Source organism: Nocardioides sp. Z30_9 (genome assembly GCF_058215735.1).
The window spans coordinates 601077-625220 of record NZ_JBZAJF010000001.1 but is presented as its reverse complement, the minus strand read 5'-3'; the positions used below and the strand labels follow the sequence as shown (position 1 = coordinate 625220).

Here is a 24144-nt window from a genome sequence, read left to right as displayed (position 1 = left end):
GGCTTTGCGGGTATAGGTTCGGCGACAGTGATGTCGACGAGGTGGAGGTCCCTCATGTCGCGACCCAGCAGTGCATCCGGTGCGCATGACTACGTCATCGTGGGAGCCGGCAGCGCCGGCGCGGTGCTGGCGGCACGACTGAGCGAGGATCCCGGCGTCACCGTGCTGCTGCTGGAGGCAGGACCCGAGGCAGTCGGGGACGAGGTCTCCGTCCCGGCCGCCTTCCCGCAGCTGTTCAAGACCAAGTGGGACTGGAACTACGACACCACCGAGCAGAAGCAGCTGCACAACCGGCGGGCCTACTGGCCGCGGATGAAGGCGCTCGGGGGATGTTCCTCGATGAACGCGATGATCTACATCCGGGGCAACGCCGCCGACTACGACGCCTGGCGTGACGAGTACGGCGCCACCGGCTGGGGGTACGACGACGTCCTCCCGTACTTCAAGAAGGCCGAGGGCAACACCCGGCTCGGCGGGGAGTACCACGGCCAGGACGGGCCCCTGCACGTCGAGGACCGCCGCTACACCCACGAGCTGACCACCTCGTGGGTGGAGAGCGCGGTCAGCGCGGGCCTCAAGCGCAACGACGACTTCAACGGCGCCGAGCAGGAGGGCGCCGGGCTCTACCAGGTCACCTGCCGCAACGGTCGGCGCTGGTCGGTCGACGAGGCCTACCTGAAGCCGGCCCGCAAGCGGGAGAACCTCGACGTGGAGACGGGTGCGTTCGTCACCCGCATCGAGGTGGAGGGGGAGCGCGCCACCGGGGTGACCTACCGGATCGCCGGCAGGGAGATCACCGCGAGGGCCGAGCGGGAGGTGCTCCTGTGCGGGGGCGCGGTGAACAGCCCGCAGCTGCTGATGCTCTCCGGCATCGGCCCGGCGGCGCACCTGCGTGAGCACGGCGTCGACGTGGTCGCGGACCTGGCCGGGGTCGGCCAGCGGCTCCAGGACCACCCCGCGGTCCCGATGATCTGGTACACCCGCGACACCACCGATCTCGTGGAGTTCTCCACCGTGCCCAACCTGTTGCGCTGGAAGGTCCGCGGCACCGGTCCACTGACCTCCAACGTGGGCGAGGGCGGCGGGTTCATCAGGACGCGCGAGGACCTGCCGGCCCCCGACATGCAGTACCACGTGGCCCCGGCCGGGTTCTACGACAACGGCCTGCGCGAGCCGACCCGCCGGATGTTCACCGCCGCGCCCACGCTCGTCTCGGTGCGCAGCCGGGGCTCGTTGCGGCTCCGGTCCGCGGACCCGGCGTGGCACCCCGAGATCGATGCCGCCTACTACGACGACGGCGCCGACCTCGACGCGATGCTGGCCGGGATGAAGCGGGTGTGGGAGATCTGCGGGCAGGGTCCGGTGGCGGCGTACCTCGCGTCACCGTGGGAGCTCTCGGAGAACCCGAGCGACGACGAGCTCGTCGAGCACATCCGTCAGTACACCCAGACGCTCTACCACCCCGTCGCGACCTGCTCGATGGGCAGCGGCGAGGACGCCGTGGTCGACCCCGAGCTGCGGGTCCGCGGCGTGGAGGGGTTGCGCGTCGTGGACGCCTCGGTGATGCCGGCCGTGCCACGAGGCAACACCAACGCACCCACCGTGATGGTGGCCGAGAAGGCCGCCGACCTGATCAGGAGCGCACGATGACCGCTGACGTAGAGGTTCCGACCGGCTCCGAGACCCCCGCGTCCCGGGACACCTTCGACTCGCTGAGCCCGATCACCGGCGACGTGGTCGGCACCTGGCCGATCCACACGCCCGAGGACGTCGGGGCCGTCGTACGACGAGCCCGCGACGGCGCCGAGTGGTGGTCATCGCTCACCTTCGACGAGCGTGCCGAGCGGCTCACCGCGTGGGCCGGGGTGATGACGCGGCGCATCGCCCAGCTGGCCGACGTGGTGCACCAGGAGACCGGGAAGCCGCACAGCGACGCCACCCTCGAGGTCGCCCTGGCGCTGGACCACGTGGCGTGGGCGGCGAAGAACGCGCGCAAGGTGCTCGGCCGGCACAAGGTGCCCTCGGGACTGCTGATGACCAACCAGGCGGCCACGGTCGAGTACCTGCCACTGGGCGTGGTCGGGGTGATCGGCCCGTGGAACTACCCGGTGTTCACGCCGATGGGCTCCATCGCCTACGCGCTGGCGGCGGGCAACGCCGTGGTGTTCAAGCCGAGCGAGCTCACTCCCGGCGTGGGCTACTGGCTCGCCGCCGCCTTCGGTGAGGTCGTCCCCGAGCACTCGGTCTTCCAGGTCGTGACCGGCCTCGGCGAGACCGGAGCCGCCCTGTGCCGCTCCGGGGTGGACAAGGTGGCGTTCACCGGGTCCACCGAGACCGGCAAGGTCGTGATGGCCACGTGCGCCGAGACGCTCACCCCGGTGGTGATCGAGGCGGGCGGCAAGGACGCCGTACTGGTCGACGAGGACGCCGACCTCGACGCCGCAGCCGAGGCCACCCTGTGGGGGGCGGCCAGCAACGCCGGCCAGACCTGCATCGGGGTGGAGCGCGTCTACGTCCACGACCGGGTCTACGACGAGTTCCTCTCCCTGCTGCTGGACCTGGCCCGTGACCTGAAGGCCGAGGACGCGCCCGAGGCGAAGATCGGGCCGATGACCATGCCGGGCCAGGGCCGCATCATCGCGTCGCACATCCAGGACGCGCTGGACCGGGGCGGCCGGGCGCTGCTGGGCGGTCCCGGCACCGTCGGGGAGCGCTTCGTGCAGCCGACCGTGCTGGTCGACGTCCCCGAGGACGCGCTGGCCGTGCAGGAGGAGACGTTCGGGCCCACGGTCACGGTCACTCGGGTCAGGGACATGGACGAGGCGGTCGAGAGGGCCAACGGGACCCGCTACGGGCTGGGCTCGACGGTGTTCTCCAAGGCGCGGGGGATGGAGCTCGCCCGGAGGATCCGGTCGGGCATGACCGCGGTGAACGGCATGATCACCTACGCGGCCATCCCCTCGCTGCCGTTCGGCGGGGTGGGCGACTCGGGCTTCGGCCGGATCCACGGGCACGACGGGCTCCGGGAGTTCACCTATGCCAAGTCGATCGCCAGGCAGCGGTTCAAGCCGCTCCTCACGCTGACCAGCTTCGCCCGCACCGACAAGGCCGACAACCAGCTGGCCCAGGTCCTCACCCTCCTGCACGGCCGTGGATCCACGCTCCGGAAGTAGCGCCGGAGAGGAGATCGCGCGCAGGCCGGTCGTCGTCCCGCGCCTCGAGCTGGCGGTGAGCCGCAGCCGAACCTCCCTGCGCGCGCGGTGGGAACGGGTCAGCGCCAAGTCCTTCCAGATCGCGCAGTGCGCCATCGCGGCGGGAGTGGCCTGGACCCTGGCCAGCGATGTGTTGGGGCACCCGACGCCGTTCTTCGCCCCGATCGCCGCGGTGATCAGCCTCGGCACCTCCTACGGCCAGCGGCTCCGGCGGGTGGCCGAGGTGACCGTGGGGGTGGCGATCGGGGTGTTCGTCGGTGACGCGCTGACGCACTTCCTCGGCTCGGGAGGGTGGCAGATGGCGCTGATCGTCGCCCTGGCGATGACCATGGCCCTGCTGCTCGGGCAGGGAGTCTTGTTCGTGAACCAGGCGGCCGTCCAGGCCATCGTGGTGAGCACCCTGGTGCCGTCGGCGGGCGGCGCCTTCATCCGGTGGACGGACGCCCTCATCGGCGGCGGGGTCGCCCTGGTCGCCGCCGCGGTGGTGCCCCGGGCGCCGTTGAGACGACCGCGTGAGCAGGCGGCGGTCGTGGTCCGGCGGGTCTCGCTGCTGTTGCGCGCCGCCGCCCGGAGCATCCTCGACGGCGACGTGGAGCGCGCCCTGCAGGTGCTGCGGGACGCCCGCGCCACCGAGGACCTCGTCGTCGAGCTCCGCGCCGCGGCCAACGAGGGGCTCTCGGTGGTGCGCTCCTCACCGTTCCGGCGCCGCCATCGTGGGCGGGTGCAGGCCATGGCCGAGCTCGTGGAGCCGCTGGACTTCGCGCTGCGCAACACCCGGGTGCTGGTCCGGCGCGTGGCGGTGGCCTCCTACCAGCGCCAGGCGATCCCGCCGGCGTACGCCACGCTGCTCGACGAGCTGGCCGCGTGCACCGACGCCGTAGCCGACGAGCTGGCAGCAGGCCGGGCGGCCACCGCCGTACGCGGGCGCCTGATCGAGCTGGCCCGAGCCACCACCGACGCCCAGCGCTCCCACGTCCTCTCCGCCGAGGTGGTCCTGGCCCAGGTCCGCTCCCTGATCGCCGACCTCCTCGCCGTCACCGGCGTCGACCCCCTCACCGCCACCGACATGATCCCCCCGATGAGCGTCTGACCCCTTTCCCTCCAGCACGCCGAGCGGGCAGGAACGTTCCGCGGTGGCACCCCGAGCGGGCAGAAACGTTCCCCTCCAGCGCGCCGAGCGGGCAGAAACGTTCCGCGGTGGCACCCCGAGCGGGCAGTTGTGGCCGCAGCAAAGGGTGCCTGACTGCCCGGTCGGCGTCGTACGGCGTGACGTTTGTGCCCGGTGGGCGTCGTACGGCGTGACGTTTGTGCCCGGTCAGAGCTCGCGGACGACGGAGTCGACGACGGCGACGAGGTCGCCGTGGGTGCGGAGGGCGACTTCGCGCTGGCGTTGGTACGACGCGCCGCGCCTCGGGATCTCGGCGACGAGGTCGAGCTCCGCGGAGCAGCCGAGGCGCTCGGCCACGGGGGCGAGGTGCTCGAGGAGCTCGGCGAGGTCGTCCTGGAGCAGGCGTTCGTTGGAGTGCTCGTCGAGGATGATCCAGGCGTCGAGGCCGTAGCGGGCCGCGCGCCACTTGTTCTCCTGCACGTGCCACGGCGGCATCGTCGGGAGCGTCTCGCCGCGGTCGAGGCGGTCGGAGAGGTCCACGACCAGGCAGTGGGTCAGCGCCACCAGGCCGCGCATCTCGTCCAGGGTGGAGACGCCGTCGCAGATCCGCATCTCCACGGTCCCCAGGTGCGGCGCCGGGCGCACGTCCCAGCGGATCTCGTTGATCTCCTCGATCACCCCGGTGGTGATCAGGTCCTGGGCGTAGTGCTCGAAGTCGGACCACGCCTCGAACTGGAACGGCAGCCCAGCGGTCGGCAGCTGCTGGAACATCATCGCCCGGTTGCTGGCGTAGCCCGTGTCGGTGCCGGCCCAGATGGGCGAGGAGGCGGAGAGCGCCTGGAGGTGGGGATACCACTTCAGCAGGGCGGAGACGATCGGCATCGCGTGCTCACGGCGTACGCCGACATGGACATGCACTCCCCAGATGAGCATCTGCCGGCCCCACCACTGGGTGCGGGCGATCAGCTCCTCGTAGCGGTGCCCCGGCGTGAGCAGCTGGTGGGACCACTCGGCGAACGGGTGCGTGCCCGCGCAGTAGAGCTCGACCCCGAGCTCCTCGGCGAGCGGGCGGACCAGGTCGATCATCGAGGAGAGCTCGTCGACCGCCTCGCCGACGGTGCGGCAGATGCCGGTGGTCAGCTCGACGGTGTTGCGCAGCAGCTCCTTGTGGATCCGCGGCTGCGGCCCGTGCCGCTCCGAGACGAGGTCGAACAGCTCGGAGGCGGCGTTGACCAGGTCACGGGTGTTCTTGTCGACGAGGGCGAACTCCCACTCGACGCCCAGGGTCGGCTCGGGGGAGTCGACGAACTCGATCGGCACGGACACATCGTTCCACGCCCGGGGACGCTCAGTGCGCAGAGGGCTCCGGCGTGCCGGAGGGGCCGGCGCTGTTTCGGCCACCAGGCTGCCCGGACGCACTCCCGGAGGGCTGCGAGCCGGGCTCCTCACTGGCGAGCTCACTGGGCTGTTCACCGGGCACTTCACTGGGCGCGGAGCTCCGCTGCGAGCTGGGTCCGTCGCTGGCCAGGGCGCTCGGGCGGGCGAAGCTGCCGTCCGCGTTGCGCAGGCCCTTGCCGTTGATCAGCAGGACCACGGTCCCGCCGCCGGAGTACTCCACGGAGAGGGTCACCCGCTTGCCGATCAGGCCGGTGAACTCCACCCGGTTGGTCTCCACGGCACCGTCCCCGTCGAAGTCGGCGGCCGCGGGGGTGTCCAGCCGGTCCGCCGGACCGAGGTCGAGCGCAGTGCCGGACACGCAGAACCCGGCGGGGCAGGCGTTCCAGGTGCCCCTGAGCTCGCCGCGCTTCGGAGCCGCCGGTGTCGGCTTCGGCGTCGGCTTGGGGGCCGGCTTCGGGGTCGTCGTACCCGGGGCGGGCGGCGGGGGAGTCGCCGGTGCCGGAGCGGGCTTGGGGAGCGGGGCCGGGGCAGGAACGCTGCCCGGCGGCACCAGGCTGGACCCACCCGGCCCACCTGACCCACGAGGCCTCATCGGGCGCGGCTTCCCAGGGGTCTGCGGCTTGGCGGGCTTGCGCACCTTGGCGGGCGGAGGCGGCGGGGTGGGCGTGGCGAAGACACCGGTCTGGTAGCCGGCCTGCATCGCCAGCACCAGGTCCACGTAGTAGCTCGACGGGTTGTAGCGGAACGCGGCCCGGGCGGCCCCGGCCGGATCGGCGATGCTGCCGCCGACCCCGCACAGGTAGACGGCTGAGCCGAGCGCCGCATCGTCGATGTCGTCGGGGTTCAACCGGCCGTCGCGGTCGCCGTCGCGCGCCACCGAGCTCCAGGTCTCGGGCAGGAACTGCATCGGGCCGACGGCTCGGTCCCACAGCGGGTCGCGGTCCAGGGTGCCTCCGTCGGTGTCCGCGATCGCGGCGAAGGGGCCGGCGCCGTCCAGGCGCGGGCCACGGATCTCGGGGCGGGAGACGCCGTCCGAGCCCATCTGGGCGCCGGCGAAGCGGCCGTGGTTGGACTCCACCCGGCCGATCGCGGCGAGCAACGTCCAGGAGATCCCGCAGCCCGGGTCGGCCAGGGCCATCGCCTGCTCCGCGTTCCGGTAGGCCCGCAGGGCCGCGTCCGGTACGTCGTTCCCGCCGGTGCTGCTGATCTCGAAGAACTGCCGGTCGCTCCGGGTGCCCAGCGGCCCGTCGGTCCCCGGCACCTGCCCGCGGCTCCTCAGGTGGACGCCGGCGACCACCGGCTGCGGGGCGGCGAGCTGCCAGAACAGGCTGTGCGCCGAGGGGGTGGCGGTCGCGCTGCTCAGTGCCGCGGACCTGGTCGTGGTCGTCTCGCCGAGACCGGGGACCGAGGTCTCGCCGGCCCAGGACGCGACGCCGGTGACGACGAGCGCGAGGGCGAGGGTCAGGGTGCTGGGGAGCGCCCAGAGGTGCTTCATGGAGGGGGGCCTTCATCCGAGAACGGTCGCGAGAAGACCAGCGTAGGCGGGCCGGACCCGTGCACACGCGGGAATTGGCCATTACCTACAAATAGGACGAAAAGAACTAGGCAGGACTAGACAGGTGGCGCCGTTCAGCGGGCGCGAAGGCGCTCGACCCAGGCCAGGTGCGTCCCGTCGAAGGGGGCGACGCGGTCCGTCACCGCCCGCAGGATCGCCTGGCTGCTGGCAACGGCTTCGGTGACCAGCTCATCGGGATAGCCGAGCGAGACGCGGTGCTCGGCGAACTCGTCCTCGTCGTCGACCCAGACCCGGCCCGTCGTCCCCTTGATCACGTCGAGGTCGAGGTCGACCGCGCGCACCAGCTCGTCGCCGTGCCACACCGCGGGCGTGGCGATGTCGACGTAGGTGTCGAACGGCCGCCGGGGGTCGTCGGCGTAGAAGGTGCCCAGCCACCAGCCGTCGTGAGGGACCAGGGTCACGTGGTCGGCTGCCGCCTGGAACGCCCGGGTGGGGCTGGACAGTAGGGTGCCCTGGGTGATCCCGACCCAGGTGCCGTGACCGTCGACGCCGAGCCGGAGCCCGTCGTACTCCCAGTGCGGGGCGTCGGGCCACTTGCGGCACTCGACGCGGAGGGGTCGCAGCATGCCCGCGAGGATACGTGGGCCCGGGGCCGCCCCGCGGCGCGCCTCAGCGCGTGCCGGGATTCTTCCTCGGCCCCACCCTGGTCCACACCCGCGCGACGATGTCCTGGTAGCGCGACCCGGTGAGCTTGGCGAAGTGGTGCAGCGCGTGGGCGTCGGCGCCGACGAGCACGCGCGCCTTGCCGGACAGGGCGCCGTCGAGGATGACCTCGGCGGCCTTGGTCGCGGTGGTGCGGGCGAGCTTCTTCTCGAAGTAGGTGTCCAGGCCGGTGGAGTCCTGGCTCGCGGTCTTGCGGCCGTTGCGGGTGATCCCGGTCTTGATCCCGCCGGGGTGGATGCAGGTGACGGCGACGGGGTGCTTGTTGACCAGCATCTCCTCGCGTAGCGCCTCGGTGAAGCCGCGGACGGCGTACTTCGTGGCGTTGTAGGCGGTCTGGCTGGGCATGCTCACCAGCCCGAACAGGCTGGAGACGTTGACCACGTGGCCGTCGCCCGAGGCGATCAGGTGGGGCAGGAACTCCTTGGTCCCGTGCACCACGCCCATCAGGTTGACGCCCACGATCCAGTCGAAGTCGTCGTAGGAGATCTCCTCGAAGTCGCCGGTCAGGCTCACCCCGGCGTTGTTGACCACCATGTTGACCCGCCCGAACTGGCCGGCCACGGCGGTGGCCCACTCGGCCACGGCGGCACGGTCGGAGACGTCGACGCGGTCGCAGCGCAGCTCGCGTACGCCGGCGTCCTTGACCAGCTCGACGGTCTCGGCCAGGCCCACCTCATTCCAGTCGGAGATGGCCAGCAGCGCGCCACCGCGAGCCGCCCGCAGGGCCAGCTCGCGCCCGATCCCGGATCCGGCCCCGGTGATGACGACGACCTTGTTCTCGAGGGTCTTCATGCGACGTTCTCCTTCGTGGTGGGGCGGTCCTGGGGGGTGGTCACGGCGTACTGCTCGACGTCGAAGTCGCTGAGCAGCTCACGGAACTTGTAGGTGGTGCGCGGCCACAGCGTGGTGTTGCGCCCGTGCCGGTCGAGGTACCAGCTCGCGCACCCGCCGGTGCTCCACACCGTGCTCTGCATCCGCTTCTGCAGGTCCTCGTTCCACCGCTGCTGCGCCTCGGGCCGCGGCTCCACGGTGACGAGGTCCCGCTCGCTCATCTTCCCCAGCGCGGAGACGATGTAGGCGATCTGGCTCTCGATGATGAACACCATCGAGGAGTGGCCCAGGCCGGTGTTGGGTCCGACGATCTGGAACAGGTTGGGGAAGCCCGCGATCGTGGTGCCCTTGTACGCCGCCATGCCCTCCTCGCGCCAGGCGGTGGCGAGGGTTCGGCCCCCGCGACCCTCGATGTGCTCGGAGATCGGCTGCTCGGTGGTGTGGAACCCGGTCGCCACGATGATGGCGTCGACCTCGCGACGGGTGCCGTCGGCGGTGACGATGCCGGTCGCGGTGATCTCCGCGATCCCGTCGGTGACGAGGTCCACGTGCTTCGAGTTCAGCGCGGGGTAGTAGTCGTTGGAGATCAGGATCCGCTTGCAGCCGATCTTGAAGTCGGGGGTGACCCTGGCGCGCAGCGCGGGGTCGGAGATGCCCCGGGCGATGTTGCCCTTCGCCAGCAGGAGCGCCGGCGTCGCCAGCTTGGAGTTGACCACGAATCCCGGGACCAGCGACTCCCGGCCGAGGTAGACCCCGGTGCGGTACATCCGCTGGAAGAGCGGGAGGTGGCGGAACGCGAGCCGCTCGGCGCGGGTGTACCTCCGGTCCAGCCGCGGGATCACCCACGGGGCGGTGCGCTGGTAGACGTCGAGGTGGGCGACCTGCTTGGCCACCTCGGGCACGATCTGGATCGCGGAGGCGCCGGTGCCGATCACGGCCACCCGCTTGCCGGTGAGGTCGTAGTCGTGGTTCCACCGCGCGGAGTGGAAGATCTCGCCCTCGAAGGAGTCGATCCCGGAGATCTCCGGCAGCTTGGGCTCGGAGAGGCCGCCGGAGCCGGTGATCACGACCTCGGCGGTGAGGGCGCCGTGGTCGGTGGTGACCAGCCAGTGCTGCTCCTCCTCGCGCCAGCTGAGGTCCTGCACGGTCACGCCGAAGTGGAACCGGTCCAGTACGCCGGCCTGCTCGGCCGTGCGCTGCAGGTAGGCGTGGATCTCGGGCTGGAAGGAGAACGAGCGCGTCCAGTCGCGGTTGGGGGCGAAGCTGAACGAGTATAGCTGGCTCGGGACGTCACAGGCCGCGCCGGGGTAGGTGTTGTCGCGCCAGGTGCCGCCGACGGACTCGCCGCGGTCGAGCACGACGTAGTCCCGCAGGCCGGCCTCGTCGAGCTTGATCGCGGCACCGAGCCCGGCGAACCCGGCGCCCACGACGAGGGTGCGCACGTGCCCGGGGAGCGGGGCGCCCGGGAGGCCCTGGGGGGCGGGGGTCGTGTCTGTCTGGGTCATGCATGGACTCTACAAAAAGTTGAACGTCCGTCAATAGAGGTATTGAAGGATGTTCAGTAAGATGAGACACATGTCCTCCCCTCGCACCCGGATGAGCAAGGACGGTCGCCGCGAGCAACTGCTCGACCTCGGTGTCCAGCTGTTCGCCACGCGGTCGCTGGAGGACCTCTCCATCGAGGCGCTGGCCGTGGAGGCGGGGATCTCCCGCGGCCTGCTCTACCACTACTTCGGCAACAAGCAGGAGTTCCACACCGCCGTGGTGCAGCGGGCCGCCGACGAGCTGTTCGCGGTCACGGCGCCCACGGGGGAGGGCACCCCGCTGGAGCAGCTCGCCGGTTCCCTGGAGCGCTACGTCGACTACGTCACCGAGAACTACCAGGGCTACCTCTCGCTGCTGCGCGGCGCGGCGGGCGGCCACGAGGGCCTGCGGGAGATCTACGAGACCGCGCGCGCCGCGCTCACCGACCGGCTCTTCGAGGGCCCGGTCGCGCAGGAGGCAGCGGCCCTCGGGCTCACCGACACTCCCGGCGTACGCCTGCTGGTGCACGGCTGGGCCGCGTTCACCGAGGACGTCGTCCTGGAGTGGGTCCGCGACTCCCGGGGGATCACTCGCGAGGAGCTGCTGGTGACCCTGTCGGCGTCACTGCCGGGGATCCTGGCGCCGTTCCGCGCGCAGTGAGGTCCGCCCGCGCCCCGCTCCGGCGCGGGCGCTGCGCGAACACCCACACCCGCATCGCCACGAACCGCAGCACGGTCACGGCGAGGTTGGTCGCGGTGAGCACTACGACCTCGAGCCCGGCGCTGCGCGCACCCAGGGCTGCCATCACGCTCAGCGCGCCGGAGGTGGCCAGCAGGCCGGCGCCGAAGATGAGCAGACCCTGCACGTGGTGGCGTACGACGTCGCGCGGGCCGCGCACGCCGAAGGTGAACCGGCGGTTCGCCGCCGTGTTGGCGACAGCGGTGAGCAGCAGGGCGGTGAAGTTCGCAGTCCACGGCGACACCACCGGGCGCAGCCCGAGGTAGAGCAGCGCGTAGGCGAGCGTCGAGCACACACCGATCATCAAGAAGATCCCCAGCTGCATGCCGAGCCGGCCGCGGCCGGCCTCGGCGCTGGTCCGCCCGAGCCGTTCCCCGATGTCACGCAGCGGCAGCCTGCCCAGGACCAGGGAGCGGCCCAGGCGGGCGACGCCCGCGAGGTCCTCGGCCGCGGTGCGTACGAGGTCCACGCTGCTGTCCGGGTCGTCGGTCCAGTCGACGGGGACCTCGTGGATCCGCAGCCCGGCCCGCTCCGCGACGACGAGCAGCTCGGTGTCGAAGAACCAGGAGTTGTCCTCCACCAGCGGGAGCAGCTCACGGGCGGCGTCACGGCGGATCGCCTTGAACCCGCACTGGGCGTCGCTGAACCGGGCCCGCAGCACCCGGCGCAGGATCTGGTTGTAGCTGCGCGAGATGAACTCCCGCTTGGCGCCCCGCCGTACCCGGGCCGCACGGTCGAGCCGCGAGCCGATCGACAGGTCGGAGTGCCCACTGACCAGCGGCGCCACCAGGGGCAGCAGCGCCGCGAGGTCGGTGGAGAGGTCGACGTCCATGTAGACGAGAACCTCGCTGGCCGAGGCGGCCCACACCGCCTTCAGGGCACGCCCGCGCCCCTTCTGCGTCAGGCGCACCACGCTCACCTCGGGGTGGGTGTGGCTCAGCCGGCGCGCGATCACCGGGGTGTGGTCGGTGCTCGCGTTGTCGGCGATGGTGATCCGGAAGCTCCACGGCATCGTCCGCAGGTGCTCGAGCACGCGCTCGACCGAGTCCTCGAGCTGGAGCTCCTCGTCGTGGACCGGGATCACCACGTCCAGGACTGTCGCCGTCGGGCACTCATCCGGGCACTCTTGTGGGCGCTCGAGCGGGGTCATGGGCTGCATCAGGGCACTCACTGGATCCCTCCGGACACGTCGTAGAGCGTGGTTCCGTCGACGGTGGTGGCGGTGAAGTTGGCCTCCACCCACTCGGTGATCTCGTTGCCCTCACCCCCGGGCCCACCACCGGGCCCACCACCGGGCCCACCACGGGGCCCACCCCCGTTGGCGATGAACCAGTGGATCCGGCCGTCGGCGACGTAGCGCTGGAACTGCTCCAGCGTCGGGCTCGGGTCACTGCCGTTGAAGCCGCCGATCGCCATCACCGGCTCCTGGCTGGCCAGCTGGTAGCCCGAGGCGTGGTTGGCCCCCACTGCCGCCGCGGCCCAGGTGTAGGCCTCCGCGTCGGTGCGCAGCAGCTCGGTCACCGCGGCGCTGGAGGTGCTTCCGTGCAGCAGCCCACCCATGCCGCCGCCCTGACTGGGTGGCTGGCCCATGGAGCTGCTGGGCGGTCGGCCCATGGAGCCGCCCGGTGCCTGGCCGCCCGGTGCCTGGCCGCCCGGTGCCTGGCCGCCCGGTAGCTGGCCTGGCATCGCGCCGGGCATGCCGCCGGGGGCGCGCCCACCGGGTCCTCTGCCGGGTCCTCCACCGGGCCCTTCGCCGGGACCCCCCTGCGAGGCGGGTCCCGCACTGGGGATGGAGCCGGTGTGCGGGGTGGCCGCGGTGGTCACGGCGTACGCCGCAGGGCCGGCGAGCGTGGCCACCAGGGCGACGACCGCCGCGACCAGGGCCGCCGGACGGCTCAGCTGGCCGAGCCCGGCGAGCGCCAGCGCGGAGAGCGAGCCGAGGACGAGCACCGCCCACTTCAGCCAGGGCAGGTAGTCGGTCGAGCGGTCCAGGAGGAACCACGCGAGCGCCGAGGTGAGTGCGACGGTGAAGCAGAGCACGCCGGTGGCCACCAGTGAGTCGCGGTGCTGCCAGAGGACCCAGGCGCCCATTGCGACCAGTGCGGCCACGGCCGGGGCCAGGGCCACCGTGTAGTAGGCGTGGAAGATGCCGGCCATCAGGCTGAACGTGAGGCCGGTGACCAGGAGCCAGGTGCCCCACAGGATCACCGCGGCCCGGAGGTTGACCTGGCGACGCCCGAACCACAGGGCTGCGACGCCCAGGACCAGCGCTGCCGGGAGCAGCCAGGCGATCTGGCCGCCGATCTCGCTGTCGAACAGCCGCAGCAGTCCGGTCTCACCCCAGCCTCGACCCGGGCCACCGCCCACCGAGCCGACCTCGTTGCCGTTCAGCCGGCCGAACCCGTTGTAGCCGAGGGTCAGCTCGAGGATCGAGTTGTTCTGCGAGCCACCGATCCAGGGACGGCTCGCGGCTGGCCACAGCTCCACGACCGCGATCCACCAGCCACCGGCCAGCAGCATCGAGCCGAACGCCACCAGCAGGTGGCCGAGACGCTTGCCCCAGGAGGTGTGCGCGCACAGCAGGTAGGCCAGTGCCAGGGCCGGCAGCACCAGGAACGCCTGCAGCATCTTGGTCAGGAAAGCCAGGCCGACCAGGGCGCCGGCCAGTGCGAGCCAGCGGAGCGGGTGACCGGTCGAGGCCCCGGGGCGGGTCGGACCTCGGGTGGCCTCGATCGCGCGCAGGGTCGCGGCGGCGGCAGCGACGAGGAGCAGGGTGAGCAGCGCGTCGGGGTTGTTGAACCGGAACATCAGCGCCGCCACCGGGGTCAGTGCCATCACGGCGCCGGCGAGCAGGCCCGCGGCTGCCGAGCCCGTCGTACGCCGGACGGTGTGGTGCAGCAGCGCCACCGTGGCGATCCCCGCAAGGGCCTGGGGGACGAGGATGCTCCAGCTGGAGAGCCCGAACAACCGCACCGACAGCGCCATCGGCCACAGGGCCAGCGGTGTCTTGTCCACGGTGATCGAGTTGGCGGCGTCGCTGGAGCCGAAGAAGAACGCCTTCCACGACTCCGAGCCGGCCTGCACGGCAGCCGAGTAGAAGGAGTTCGCCCAGCCGCTCTCGCCCAGGCCCCACACGTAGAGCACGCCGGTGGCGAGCAGGAGGCCGAGCAGGGCCGGGCGGGCCCAGGCCGGGTCGTCGGTGCGGCCACGCCACAGCCAGCGGAGCAGGCCGGGGGTGGATCCGGAACCTTGACTGGTGGGGGTGGCGGCCCCTCCGGTGGGCCGCGGCAGGATGCTCGTGGTGTCCATGGCGCCACTGTGCGATCCGGGCCTTCGGCTGCCGTGTGGCCGATCTGTGTCCTGGCTGTGAGCCTTCCCTGGGGCGGCTCAGCGAGGGAGGAGCACGCTGAAGGTGGTGCTGCCGGGGCGGGAGTCGACGTGGGCGCTCCCGCCGTGGGCCGCGACGATCGCCGCCACCAGCGAGAGCCCGAGGCCGGCTCCGCCAGAGACGCGGGTGCGCGAGGTGTCGCCGCGGGTGAACCGCTCGAAGGCGTGTGGGGCGAGGCCCTCGGGCAGTCCGGGACCGTCGTCGTGGACCAGGATCCGGACGCCGTCGTCGGCCACCTGTGCTGAGACCGTCACGGTCGTCCCCGGTGGTGTGTGGTGACGGGCGTTGCCGAGCAGGTTGGTGACCACCTGGTGCAGGCGCTGCTCGTCACCGGTGACGGTCACCGGCTCCTCGGGGAGCTCGAGCTGCCACCGGTGGTCCGGGGACAGCACGCGGGCGTCGGCGACGGACTCGAGCAGGAGCCGGGTGAGGTCGACCTCGACACGTTCCAGGGGGCGACCGGAGTCCAACCGCGCCAGGAGGAGCAGGTCCTCCACCAGGCTGCTCATCCGCTCCGCCTCCGTCTCGACCTTGGCCAGCGCAGCGGACAGCGCGGCCGGGTCGTCGGGGGTGCGGCGGGACAGCTCGGCGTACCCGTGGATCGTGGCGAGCGGGGTGCGCAGCTCGTGCGAGGCGTCCCCGACGAACTGGCGCACCTGCTGCTCGCTGCGCTGCCGCGCCTCCAGCGAGGACTCCACGTGGGCCAGCAGCAGGTTCAGCGCGGAGCCCACTCGCCCGACCTCGGTGCGCTCGTCGGTCAGCTCCGCCGGGACGCGTTCGGTCAGGTCGATCTCTCCGGACGACAGCGGCAGCTGCGCCACGGTATGGGCGGTCTCCGCTACCGCGTTGAGCGGACGCAGCTGGCGTCGCACGAGCAGCGTTCCGAGCCCGGCCGCGGCGAGCACCCCGAGCGTGATCAGCAGCAGCTCGTAGCCGATCAGCGCGTTCACGGTCTCGTCGACCTCCTTGGTCGGGAGGCCGCTGACCGTCCGGCTCCCTTGGGGACCCGGCGCGGCCGAGAGACGGTAGGAGCCCACCGCCGGGAGGTCGGCGCCGTGGACGTCGCCGTCCGCCGGGATGTGCTCGAGCCTCTTCAGCGTCGAGGTGGAGAGGACTCGCTCGCCTCCCCGGCGCTCGGTCAGCACGACACCGGCGGACCCTGCCGGCGAGTCCACGATCGCGATCAGCGTGCCCGGGCCCTGGTTGTTCGGGGCGGGCAACGGCCGGCCCCGGTCCGGCCCTCGCTCGTACCCCGGGTCCTCGCCGCTCAGCCGGCCGACCGAGGAGACGACCTGCTGATCGAGCCGCTCCATCAGCGATGAGCGGATCGCCAGCGTGGTGACCGCGGCGACCAGCAGCGAGACGACCGCGACCAGCAGCACCGCCGTCGCCACGAGGCGGGCGCTGAGCGTCCTCGGGACGCCCACGGCTCAGCCGTCGTTGGCGCGTTGCGCCGGTTCGGCGGGCTTGAGGACGTAGCCCGCCCCCCGCATGGTGTGGATCATCGGTGCCCGGCCGGCGTCGATCTTCTTGCGCAGGTAGGAGATGTAGAGCTCGACCACGTTGGCCTGCCCGCCGAAGTCGTAGTTCCACACCCGGTCGAGGATCTGGGCCTTGCTCAGCACGCGCCTCGGGTTGCGCATCAGGAAGCGCAGCAGCTCGAACTCGGTCGCGGTCAGGGAGATCTCCTCCCCGCCGCGGGTCACCTCGTGGCTGTCCTCGTCGAGGGCGAGGTCACCGACGTGCAGGACCGAGTCGCTATCCGCCTGGCGTGCGCCGGCGCGCCGCATCAGGGCGCGCAGCCGGGCGACGACCTCCTCGAGCGAGAACGGCTTGGTGACGTAGTCGTCGCCGCCCGCGGTCAGCCCGGCCACCCGGTCCTCGACCGAGTCGCGGGCGGTGAGGAACAGCACCGGTACGTCGGGCTGGTCGGTCCGGAGCCGGCGCAGCACCTCCATGCCGTCGAAGTCGGGCAGCATCATGTCGAGCACGACGGCGTCGGGACGCTGCCGCTTGGCGGTGCTGACGGCCTTGCTGCCGTTGAGCGCGACCTCGACGTCCCAGCCCTCGTAGCGCAGCGCCATCCGCAGCAGCTCGGCGATGTTCTCCTCGTCGTCGACCACCAGCACCCGCAGCGGGGTGCCGTCCGCGCGGGTCAGCTCGGCGGGCGTCCTCCTCATGCGTCAACTGTGCCTCCCCACGAAAGCAGGGACCCGTGAGTTCCCTGTGACTTCCCTGTGAACCCCGCGCGGGACGGGCTGTGCCCCACCGGATCGGGAAACAGGGACAATGGTGGGGCTGTGCGCATCCAATTCCCTCCCGACCTGCCGGTCTCGGCCCGTCGCGACGACATCGCCGAGGCGATCCGTGACCACCAGGTGGTGATCGTCGCGGGGGAGACGGGCTCGGGGAAGACCACCCAGCTGCCCAAGATCTGCCTCGCCCTCGGACGCGGGGACCCAACCGCTCCCGGTGGCGGGATGATCGGGCACACCCAGCCGCGCCGGATCGCTGCCCGCAGCGTCGCGGAGCGCATCGCCGAGGAGCTCGGCGAAGAGCTCGGGGAGACAGTCGGCTACCAGGTCCGGTTCACCGACCGTACGTCGAAGCAGAGCCGGGTCAAGGTGATGACCGACGGGATCCTGCTCGCCGAGCTCCAGCACGACCGGATGCTGAAGCGCTACGACACCTTGATCATCGACGAGGCGCACGAGCGCAGCCTGAACATCGACTTCCTCCTCGGTTACCTGCGCCGCCTGCTGCCGCAGCGTCCCGACCTCAAGGTCGTGATCACCTCCGCGACCATCGACCCGGAGCGGTTCGCGCGCAACTTCGCCGACGCGGACGGCAAGCCGGCCCCGATCATCGAGGTCTCGGGGCGAACCTTCCCCGTCGAGGTCCGCTACCGGCCGCTGCTCGAGGAGTCCTACGACGACCCCGACAGCCCCGAGGGGGACCGCGTCTTCCGGGACCAGACCGAGGCGATCGAGGACGCCGTGGTCGAGCTGCTCGCCGACACACCCGGCGACATCCTGGTGTTCCTCCCCGGCGAGCGCGAGATCCGCGACACCGAGGACGTCCTCAAGCGCCGGGCGCAGGGACCCCGGGGCTTCGACATCGTGCCGCTGTACTCCCGCCTGTCCTCGGCCGAGCAGCACCGGGTCTTCGAGCGGCACACCCGCCGCCGCGTCATCCTGTCCACCAACGTCGCCGAGACCTCGCTGACCGTCCCCGGGATCACCGGCGTCATCGACACGGGCCTGGCCCGGATCAGCCGGTGGTCCTCGCGGACCAAGGTCCAGCGGCTGCCGATCGAGCCGATCAGCCAGGCCTCGGCCCAGCAGCGCTCGGGACGTTCGGGACGGGTCGAGCCGGGCGTGGCGATCCGGCTCTACAGCGAGGAGGACTTCCTCGGCCGTCCGGAGTTCACCGAGCCGGAGATCCTGCGTACCTCCCTGGCCAGCGTCATCCTGCAGATGACCTCGCTCGGCCTGGGCCAGGTCGAGCAGTTCCCGTTCGTCGACCCGCCCGACAACCGCGCCGTACGCGCCGGCGTCCAGCTGCTCGAGGAGCTCGGCGCGCTGGTCCCCACGGCGCCCGCGTCCCGCAAGGGACCGCGGCTCACCGGCGTGGGCCGCAAGCTCGCTCGGCTGCCGATCGACCCCCGGCTGGCCCGGATGATCCTCGAGGCGGACCGGCTCGGGTGCCTGCCCGACGTACTCGTGATCACGGCGGCGCTCTCGATCCAGGACCCCCGCGAGCGCCCGGTGGAGAAGCGTGCCCGGGCCGACCAGCTGCACGCGCGCTTCCGCGACCCGCGCTCGGACTTCATGGCCTGGCTGAACCTGTGGCGCTACCTGCGCGAGAAGCAGCAGGAGATGGGCTCGAGCGCCTTCCGGCGGATGTGTCGCGAGGAGCACCTGAACTACCTGCGGATCCGGGAGTGGCAGGACTTCGAGTCCCAGCTGCGCCAGGTGGCCAGGCAGGTGGGCCTCACGACCGGCAGGTCCGCCAGCGACGGCGAGGCCCCCGACGGTGACGCGATCCACCAGGCGCTGCTGTCCGGGCTGCTGTCCCACATCGGCCTACGCGACGTGGAGCGCCGCGACTACCTCGGCGCCCGCGGCACCCGGTTCGCGATCTTCCCCGGATCGGGCCTGTTCAAGTCGCAGCCCGACCTGGTGATGTCCGCCGAGCTGGTGGAGACCTCGCGGTTGTGGGGGCGGCAGAACGCGGCCATCGACCCCGCGTGGGCCGAACGCCTCGGCGGGGACCTGATCAAGCGCACCTACTCCGAGCCGCACTGGTCGAAGAAGCGCGAGTCGGCGATGGCCCACGAGCGGGTCACCCTGTACGGCGTACCGCTGGTCGCCGACCGCTCGGTGCCCCTGGGCCGGCACCAGCCCGACGTCGCCCGCGAGCTGTTCATCCGGCACGCGCTCGTGCAGGGGGAGTGGCGCGCCCGGCACCGGTTCTTCGAGACCAACCGGCGCCTGCTGGAGGAGGCCGAGGAGCTCGAGCACCGCGCCCGCCGCCACGACATCGTGGTCGACGAGGAGACGCTGTTCGACTTCTACGACGCCAGGATCCCCGCCTCCGTCGTCTCCGGTGCCCACTTCGACACCTGGTGGAAGCAGGAGCGTCGTACCCGCCCCGACCTGCTCACCTTCGACCCCTCGATGCTGGTGCACGACCGCGCCGAGGAGGTGCGCGCCGGGGACTTCCCCGACGAGTGGCACGAGGGCACGCTGACCCTGCCGCTGCGCTACCACTTCGAGCCCGGCCACGAGGCCGACGGCGTCACGATCGACGTCCCCGTGGCCACGCTGAACACCGTCGGGTCGGCGCCGTTCACCTGGAACGTCCCCGGCCTGCGCCAGGACCTGGTCACCGCGCTGATCCGTTCGCTGCCCAAGAAGCTGCGGGTGAACTTCGTCCCGGCACCCGACGTGGCCCGCCGCTTCCTCGAGGACGTCCCGCCGGGGGAGGAGCCGCTGCTAACCGCGCTGTCGCGCTACCTGCGCTCGCTGTCGGGGGTGCACGTCCCCGAGACCGCCTGGGACCCGGACAAGGTGCCCGACCACCTGCGCCCGTCCTTCCGCGTGGTCGACGACACCGGCCAGGAGGTCGCGACCGGCAAGGACCTCGAGGCGCTCAAGCAGCCGCTGCGTCCCTCGTTCGACCGGGCGATGCGCCAGGTCGCCGAGGAGTCCGGGGTGACCGCGACCGGGCAGACCGAGTGGACCTTCGGCACGATCGCCCCCTCGTTCACCCAGACCCGCGCCGGGCACGAGGTCCGCGGCTACCCGGCCCTGGTCGACGAGGGCGCCACCGTGGGACTGCGGATCGCGGCGACGCCCGACGAGCAGGAGGCCTACCACCGGCTCGGCGTACGCCGCCTGGTGCTGCTGGCGGTGCGCTCACCGGCCGCCACGCTCATCGAGGGGCTGGACAACACCGCCAAGCTCGGCCTGGCGGCCTCTCCCTACCCCAACGTCCGGGCGCTGGTCGAGGACTGCGTGAGCGCCGCCGTGGGCGACCTGGTGGACCGCAACCCCCCGGTCCGGGACCCCGAGGCCTTCTCCGCGCTGCTCGACCAGGCGCGGGCCACCCTGCCGGAGGCGGCCGCCGCGGTGCTCCAGCTGGTGATCCGGCTGCTGGCCGAGTGGCGCCCGGTGGAGAAGTCGCTGCACGGACGGGTGGACATGGCGCTGCTGCCGGCGATGACCGACCTCCGGGGGCAGCTCGAGCGGCTGGTGCACCCCGGGTTCATCGCCGAGGCGGGCACCGCGGCGCTGCGGGAGTACCCCCGCTACCTCAAGGCGATGGCCGCCCGGATCGAGCGGCTGCCGGAGCAGGCACGCGACCGTGAGCTGATGGACCGAGTCCAGGAGCTGCAGCGGGCCTGGCAGCACCGCGTCGACGCCCTCCCCGAGGGGCGTCCGATGGGCGCCGACCTGCGCCGGGTGCGCTGGATGCTCGAGGAGTACCGGGTCTCGCTGTGGGCGCAGAGCCTGGGCACCGCGCAGCCGGTCTCCGACGGGCGGATCCGCAAGGCGCTGGGGTGAGGCGCGGAGCCCCACGCCGGTTGAGCCCGTCGTAACCAGCCCTCACAGATAAGGGCGGGCGGCCTCGAGCACTGCTCGGAACAGGTCGCCGGGGATCGCGGCGCCCTCGCGGCGTACTGACTGCTCCTCGAGGTGCAGCACGCGGTTGAGCCGGACCTCGCTCGGTCGGCGGCGCGCGTCCCAGGTGCCGGTGCCGATGTCCATCCACTCCCGGCCGTCGCGTGACTCCTGGGCCGCGTCCACGTCGTGGTCGCGCGAGGTCATCGGCAGGGCGAGGAGCTGATCTCCGTCGCGAGCGATGACCAGCACCGGTCGATCCTTGCCCCGTTGCGGGTCCTCCTCGTAGGGGACCCAGGCCCACACCACCTCGCCCGGGTCGGGCCGGCCGTCCTGGCGGGGTGCGTAGCCCGCTGCGGGGTCGGCGCGGAGCGCTGCCCGGCGGGTCTGCGTCCTGCGCAGGCTCGGCCCGATCGGGGGCACGATCGGGCGCACGGCGCGGATGCGGGGGAGGTGGAACCGCATCGCGAACCTCCACGTCGGGGAGAAGTAGAGCGCCGGACCGGGAGCGCCTCACGGCGCGTGGCCGCTCGTAGCGGCTTCATTTGGGACCCGGGGCTGCCACGGCCCGGCGCACGCCCGATGCTACAAGCCCGGACCACGTCGCGTGGAGTTCCGCTCAGGCCAGTTTGCCGGCGAGCTCGAGGTGAGCGGCCCGTTGCAGCTGGTCAGCCAGCGTGAGCAGGCGTGCCGCCGACACGTCGGAGGCGTGGGAGGCGTGGGAATGCTCACGCTCGGAGGTGCGCTGCACCCGGCCGGCGGCCGCGACCCTGGCGAAGGCGGCCGCCCGGAACAGGGTGTCGGCGAAGTCGCCGACCACGACGCCGCTGAGCACCTCGTCGACCAGGGCCCGCACCTCGTCTGGACCGGGAGGCTCCACCACGCCGGAGATGACCTCCGCGACCGGGGCACTGGCCCGGCCCCGGTCGAACTCGCTCGCGGCGGTCGCCGGGTCGGCGTACACCCAGCTGCGGAGCAGGTAGAGGCGCCACAGGGATCCGGCCAGGGAGTCGGCAGGGGCGCCCGACCACAGCTCGGCCAGCGTCTCGAGGCCCTCGGAGTCGGCGAGGTGGATGACCCGGGCGACCAGCTCCTCGTCGACCTGGTCACGAGCGCCACGCACCAGCGCGCCGGCGGCCCGGTCCGCCGCCTCGCTGAGCGCGGCGGGGTCGACGTGGTCCTCGAGGGCCTCGAAGTGCTTGGCCCCCGGCAACCGGGGCCGGTGGTGGTGACGCTCCGAACTCATGTCAACCGAGTTTTGCAGAGACCGCCTTGACGGCCAGCTGCACCGGGTCCTTGCCGGGCCCGTAGTTGTGGTCCTGCCCGGCGTGGTCGATCCGGACCAGGCTCATCCGGGTCCCGGAGAGCACGGCTCCCAGGGAGTGGACCTGGCCGGCACCGGCGCGCTCGTAGGTGACCAGGTAGGACCAGCCCTTGCCGTGCGGGACGGCCACGTCGGTGATCGGCCGCACCTTCACGCCCTGACCCTTCACGCGGCCCGCGCAGTCGCGCTGCCAGGCCTCGACGACCTTGCTGGCGCGCATCGCGTTCTTGGCGTCCGGGAACTCCGCGACCTGCTGCCCGGCGGTGTCCTTGCCCGAGGCGTAGGTGCGCTCGACCGCGGTCAGGGCTCCGATGGTGAGGAGGTCGAACTTCTGGCACAGCCCGAAGGGCTCCTGGCCGGCCGGGCCGGTGCGCCGCTGGGTCCACTTCGAGCCCGGGTTCAGCCGGGGCATCTCCGCCGCGCTGAGCAGGGCCGCCTGGGGGGTGGCCGCGGGCGCCGGGGTCTTGGTGGCAGCGGGGGTCGGCTCGGCCGAAGGGGTCACGGTGACGGTCGCGGTCGGCTCCGGCGTCGCGTCGGCGGTCGGCTCCTCGGTGGCTGCCGGCTCCTCGGTACTGGTTCCGGGGGAGGCGTCGGGCTCGTCGCGCGAGATCGAGCAGCCGGTGAGGCTGCTGATCACAGCGCCGGTGGCGAGGGCGACGAGGGCGGTACGCATCCGAGTCTTTGACATGGCGTCAGCGTAGAGCCCTTGATGCCTTCTGCACGGCGGCTCACGACGGTGTGGCGCGTCCCGATATCGTGGCCGAGGCCAGTCGGCCCGGCAGCAGGCCGGACCAGCACGTGGAAGGACGATGGGGCGGACATGTCAGTCAGATCGACGGTGACCAACAAGGTGACCAGGTCGGTGACCGCTCTGCTGCTCCTCGGCCTCATCGGCGCCGGATGCTCCTCCGGTGGCGACGACGAGCAGCCGAAGGCGAAGCCGTCGGCCACGCCCGCGGCTCCGGTCGAGATCGACTTCGCCGTCTACGGCCCGGAGCCGGTGATCGCCGCCTACAAGGAGATCGCCGCCCGGTTCACCCTGGAGAACCCCGGCACCAAGGTCGTGGTCAAGCCCTACCCCGACCACGACCGCGCGATGGCCGCCGTCCGGCAGGGCACGGCCGACGGCGATCCCCCCGACGTGTTCCTCACCGATCGCGACGACCTCGCCACGCTCGCCGAGGACAAGGCCGTACGCCGCCTCGACGACCTGCTCGCTGCCCGGGAGGTGGACTTCGGCGACGGCTACACCCGCAACGGCCTGGAGGCGTTCAGCCTCGACTCCGCCCTGCAGTGCATGCCCTCGGACGTCTCGCCCCTGGTCGTCTACTTCAATCCCAAGCTGATCGAGCTCGACCAGATCGCCGAGCCCGGCCGCAACCCGGTCGACCAGGAGGCCGGCTGGTCGCTGGAGGAGTTCGGCAGGGCAGCGCTCCAGCCGCGTAGCCCCGGTGTCCGCGGCCTCTACGTCGCGCCCACGCTGGAGCAGGTCGCCCCCTTCATCTGGTCCGGCGGCGGCGAGGTGGTCGACGACCAGCAGGACCCGACCACGCTCACGCTCGCCGAGGGCGCCTCGGCCAGTGCCACCGAGAAGCTGCTCGAGCTGGTCCGCGACCCGGCCCTCACCTTCGGCCAGACCGCGCTGGAGCGTCGTTCGGCCCTGGACCGGTTCAAGGCCGGCAAGCTCGGGATGCTCCTGGGCTTCCGTGACCTGACCCCGGAGCTGCGGGCCAAGCAGGACCTCTCCTTCGACGTGATGCCACTGCCCAGGATCGGCAGCGGCGCCACCATCGCCACCATGTCCGGGGTGTGCATCTCCTCGGGCTCCAAGCACACCTCCGAGGCCGCGGACTTCCTCACCTCGGTGATCTCCGACGAGGGCGCGGGCACGCTGGCCAAGACCGGCTACGTGATGCCGGCCAACCTCGACGTGCTCAACAGCGACGAATTCCTGCAGTCCGGGCAGCGCCCCCTGAACGCGAGCGTCTTCTCCAAGGAGGTGCGTGACACCCGGCTGCTGCCCAGCACGCCCACCTGGCCGGAGGTGAGCAAGAACGCGTCGCAGGAGCTGACCAAGCTGTTCTACGAGCCGGTGATCCTGTCGCTGGAGGACAGCCTGAAGGCGATCGACGAGGCCTCGGTGCCGGTGCTCGATCCCGAAGCCGGTGACACCGGCGGCAGCCCGAGCCCGGCTCCCACCGCCACTCCGGGCGACGACTCCACTCCCTGAGCCAGCCCCACGGGCGGCCCTGCTGGG

At 72.0% G+C, this 24144-nt stretch carries 18 protein-coding genes; 6 read left to right on the top strand and 12 right to left on the bottom strand.

Annotated elements, in window-relative coordinates; genetic code table 11:
• Nucleotides 1-54: 54 nt before the first annotated feature.
• The 3 genes from AC4BGB_RS03130 to AC4BGB_RS03120 are packed head-to-tail and all read left to right on the top strand — an operon-like array spanning nt 55 to nt 4302.
• Nucleotides 55-1650 carry a GMC family oxidoreductase gene (locus AC4BGB_RS03130; protein WP_490544631.1) on the top strand — a complete coding sequence of 532 codons (1596 nt, stop codon included), beginning with the start codon at nt 55-57 and terminating at the stop codon, nt 1648-1650.
• Nucleotides 1647-3173 (top strand): aldehyde dehydrogenase family protein, encoded by a 1527-nt coding sequence (locus AC4BGB_RS03125; RefSeq protein WP_490544629.1) that lies wholly within the window; start codon nt 1647-1649, stop codon nt 3171-3173. The genes AC4BGB_RS03130 and AC4BGB_RS03125 overlap by 4 nt, the downstream gene beginning before the upstream one ends.
• Nucleotides 3151-4302, top strand: a complete 1152-nt coding sequence (locus AC4BGB_RS03120; RefSeq protein ID WP_490544628.1) for an FUSC family protein — start codon at nt 3151-3153, stop codon at nt 4300-4302. Before AC4BGB_RS03125 ends, AC4BGB_RS03120 begins: the two co-directional genes overlap by 23 nt.
• A 225-nt stretch (nt 4303-4527) precedes the next feature.
• On the opposite strand, the gene AC4BGB_RS03115 is transcribed toward AC4BGB_RS03120, so the two are convergent.
• The 5 genes from AC4BGB_RS03115 to AC4BGB_RS03095 form a co-directional block, all read right to left on the bottom strand.
• Nucleotides 4528-5640 (bottom strand): glutamate--cysteine ligase, encoded by a 1113-nt coding sequence (locus AC4BGB_RS03115; protein WP_490544626.1) that lies wholly within the window; start codon nt 5638-5640, stop codon nt 4528-4530.
• A 28-nt stretch (nt 5641-5668) separates the two neighbouring features.
• Nucleotides 5669-7213 (bottom strand): lytic transglycosylase domain-containing protein, encoded by a 1545-nt coding sequence (locus tag AC4BGB_RS03110; protein ID WP_490544624.1) that lies wholly within the window; start codon nt 7211-7213, stop codon nt 5669-5671.
• Nucleotides 7214-7347: 134 nt separating this feature from the next.
• Nucleotides 7348-7860, bottom strand: coding sequence for a DUF402 domain-containing protein (locus tag AC4BGB_RS03105; protein WP_490544623.1), 513 nt, complete (start codon nt 7858-7860; stop codon nt 7348-7350).
• 43 nt (nt 7861-7903) lie between these two features.
• On the bottom strand, nt 7904-8749 hold the full coding sequence (locus AC4BGB_RS03100) for an SDR family NAD(P)-dependent oxidoreductase (RefSeq protein ID WP_490544621.1): 846 nt from the start codon (nt 8747-8749) through the stop codon (nt 7904-7906).
• Nucleotides 8746-10293 carry a flavin-containing monooxygenase gene (locus AC4BGB_RS03095; RefSeq protein WP_490544619.1) on the bottom strand — a complete coding sequence of 516 codons (1548 nt, stop codon included), beginning with the start codon at nt 10291-10293 and terminating at the stop codon, nt 8746-8748. The genes AC4BGB_RS03100 and AC4BGB_RS03095 overlap by 4 nt, the downstream gene beginning before the upstream one ends.
• 70 nt (nt 10294-10363) lie before the next feature.
• Between AC4BGB_RS03095 and AC4BGB_RS03090 the strand changes: the two genes are divergently transcribed.
• Nucleotides 10364-10972, top strand: a complete 609-nt coding sequence (locus AC4BGB_RS03090; protein ID WP_490544618.1) for a TetR/AcrR family transcriptional regulator — start codon at nt 10364-10366, stop codon at nt 10970-10972.
• Here the strand turns inward: AC4BGB_RS03090 and AC4BGB_RS03085 are convergent.
• From AC4BGB_RS03085 to AC4BGB_RS03070, 4 genes are all read right to left on the bottom strand, one after another.
• The gene (locus tag AC4BGB_RS03085) at nt 10899-12137 is read right to left on the bottom strand and encodes a bifunctional glycosyltransferase family 2/GtrA family protein (RefSeq protein ID WP_490544616.1); all 1239 of its coding nucleotides are present in this window, start codon (nt 12135-12137) and stop codon (nt 10899-10901) included. The genes AC4BGB_RS03090 and AC4BGB_RS03085 overlap by 74 nt on opposite strands.
• 80 nt (nt 12138-12217) lie before the next feature.
• Nucleotides 12218-14359: a mannosyltransferase YkcB-related protein gene (locus AC4BGB_RS03080; RefSeq protein WP_490544615.1), complete on the bottom strand. Its 2142-nt coding sequence runs from the start codon at nt 14357-14359 to the stop codon at nt 12218-12220.
• 78 nt (nt 14360-14437) lie between these two features.
• Nucleotides 14438-15865, bottom strand: coding sequence for a sensor histidine kinase (locus AC4BGB_RS03075; RefSeq protein WP_490544613.1), 1428 nt, complete (start codon nt 15863-15865; stop codon nt 14438-14440).
• 3 nt (nt 15866-15868) lie between these two features.
• Entirely contained in the window at nt 15869-16618 is a 750-nt protein-coding gene (locus AC4BGB_RS03070; protein ID WP_490544611.1) for a response regulator transcription factor, read from the bottom strand.
• Between the two features lie 120 nt (nt 16619-16738).
• Here AC4BGB_RS03070 and hrpA point away from each other — a divergent pair, with 120 nt between their 5' ends.
• Nucleotides 16739-20506, top strand: a complete 3768-nt coding sequence (gene hrpA, locus AC4BGB_RS03065; RefSeq protein ID WP_490544609.1) for an ATP-dependent RNA helicase HrpA — start codon at nt 16739-16741, stop codon at nt 20504-20506.
• Nucleotides 20507-20548: 42 nt separating this feature from the next.
• On the opposite strand, the gene AC4BGB_RS03060 is transcribed toward hrpA, so the two are convergent.
• The 3 genes from AC4BGB_RS03060 to AC4BGB_RS03050 all read right to left on the bottom strand — a co-directional run bounded on the left by AC4BGB_RS03060 (nt 20549) and on the right by AC4BGB_RS03050 (nt 22575).
• Entirely contained in the window at nt 20549-21028 is a 480-nt protein-coding gene (locus AC4BGB_RS03060) for a type II toxin-antitoxin system PemK/MazF family toxin (RefSeq protein ID WP_490544607.1), read from the bottom strand.
• A 154-nt stretch (nt 21029-21182) separates the two neighbouring features.
• Complete coding sequence (locus AC4BGB_RS03055; protein ID WP_490544605.1) at nt 21183-21809, bottom strand: hypothetical protein; 627 nt, start codon at nt 21807-21809, stop codon at nt 21183-21185.
• A gap of 1 nt (nt 21810) precedes the next feature.
• Complete coding sequence (locus AC4BGB_RS03050; RefSeq protein WP_490544603.1) at nt 21811-22575, bottom strand: hypothetical protein; 765 nt, start codon at nt 22573-22575, stop codon at nt 21811-21813.
• 132 nt (nt 22576-22707) lie between these two features.
• Between AC4BGB_RS03050 and AC4BGB_RS03045 the strand changes: the two genes are divergently transcribed.
• The gene (locus tag AC4BGB_RS03045; RefSeq protein WP_490544602.1) at nt 22708-24117 is read left to right on the top strand and encodes an extracellular solute-binding protein; all 1410 of its coding nucleotides are present in this window, start codon (nt 22708-22710) and stop codon (nt 24115-24117) included.
• Nucleotides 24118-24144 lie beyond the last annotated feature (27 nt).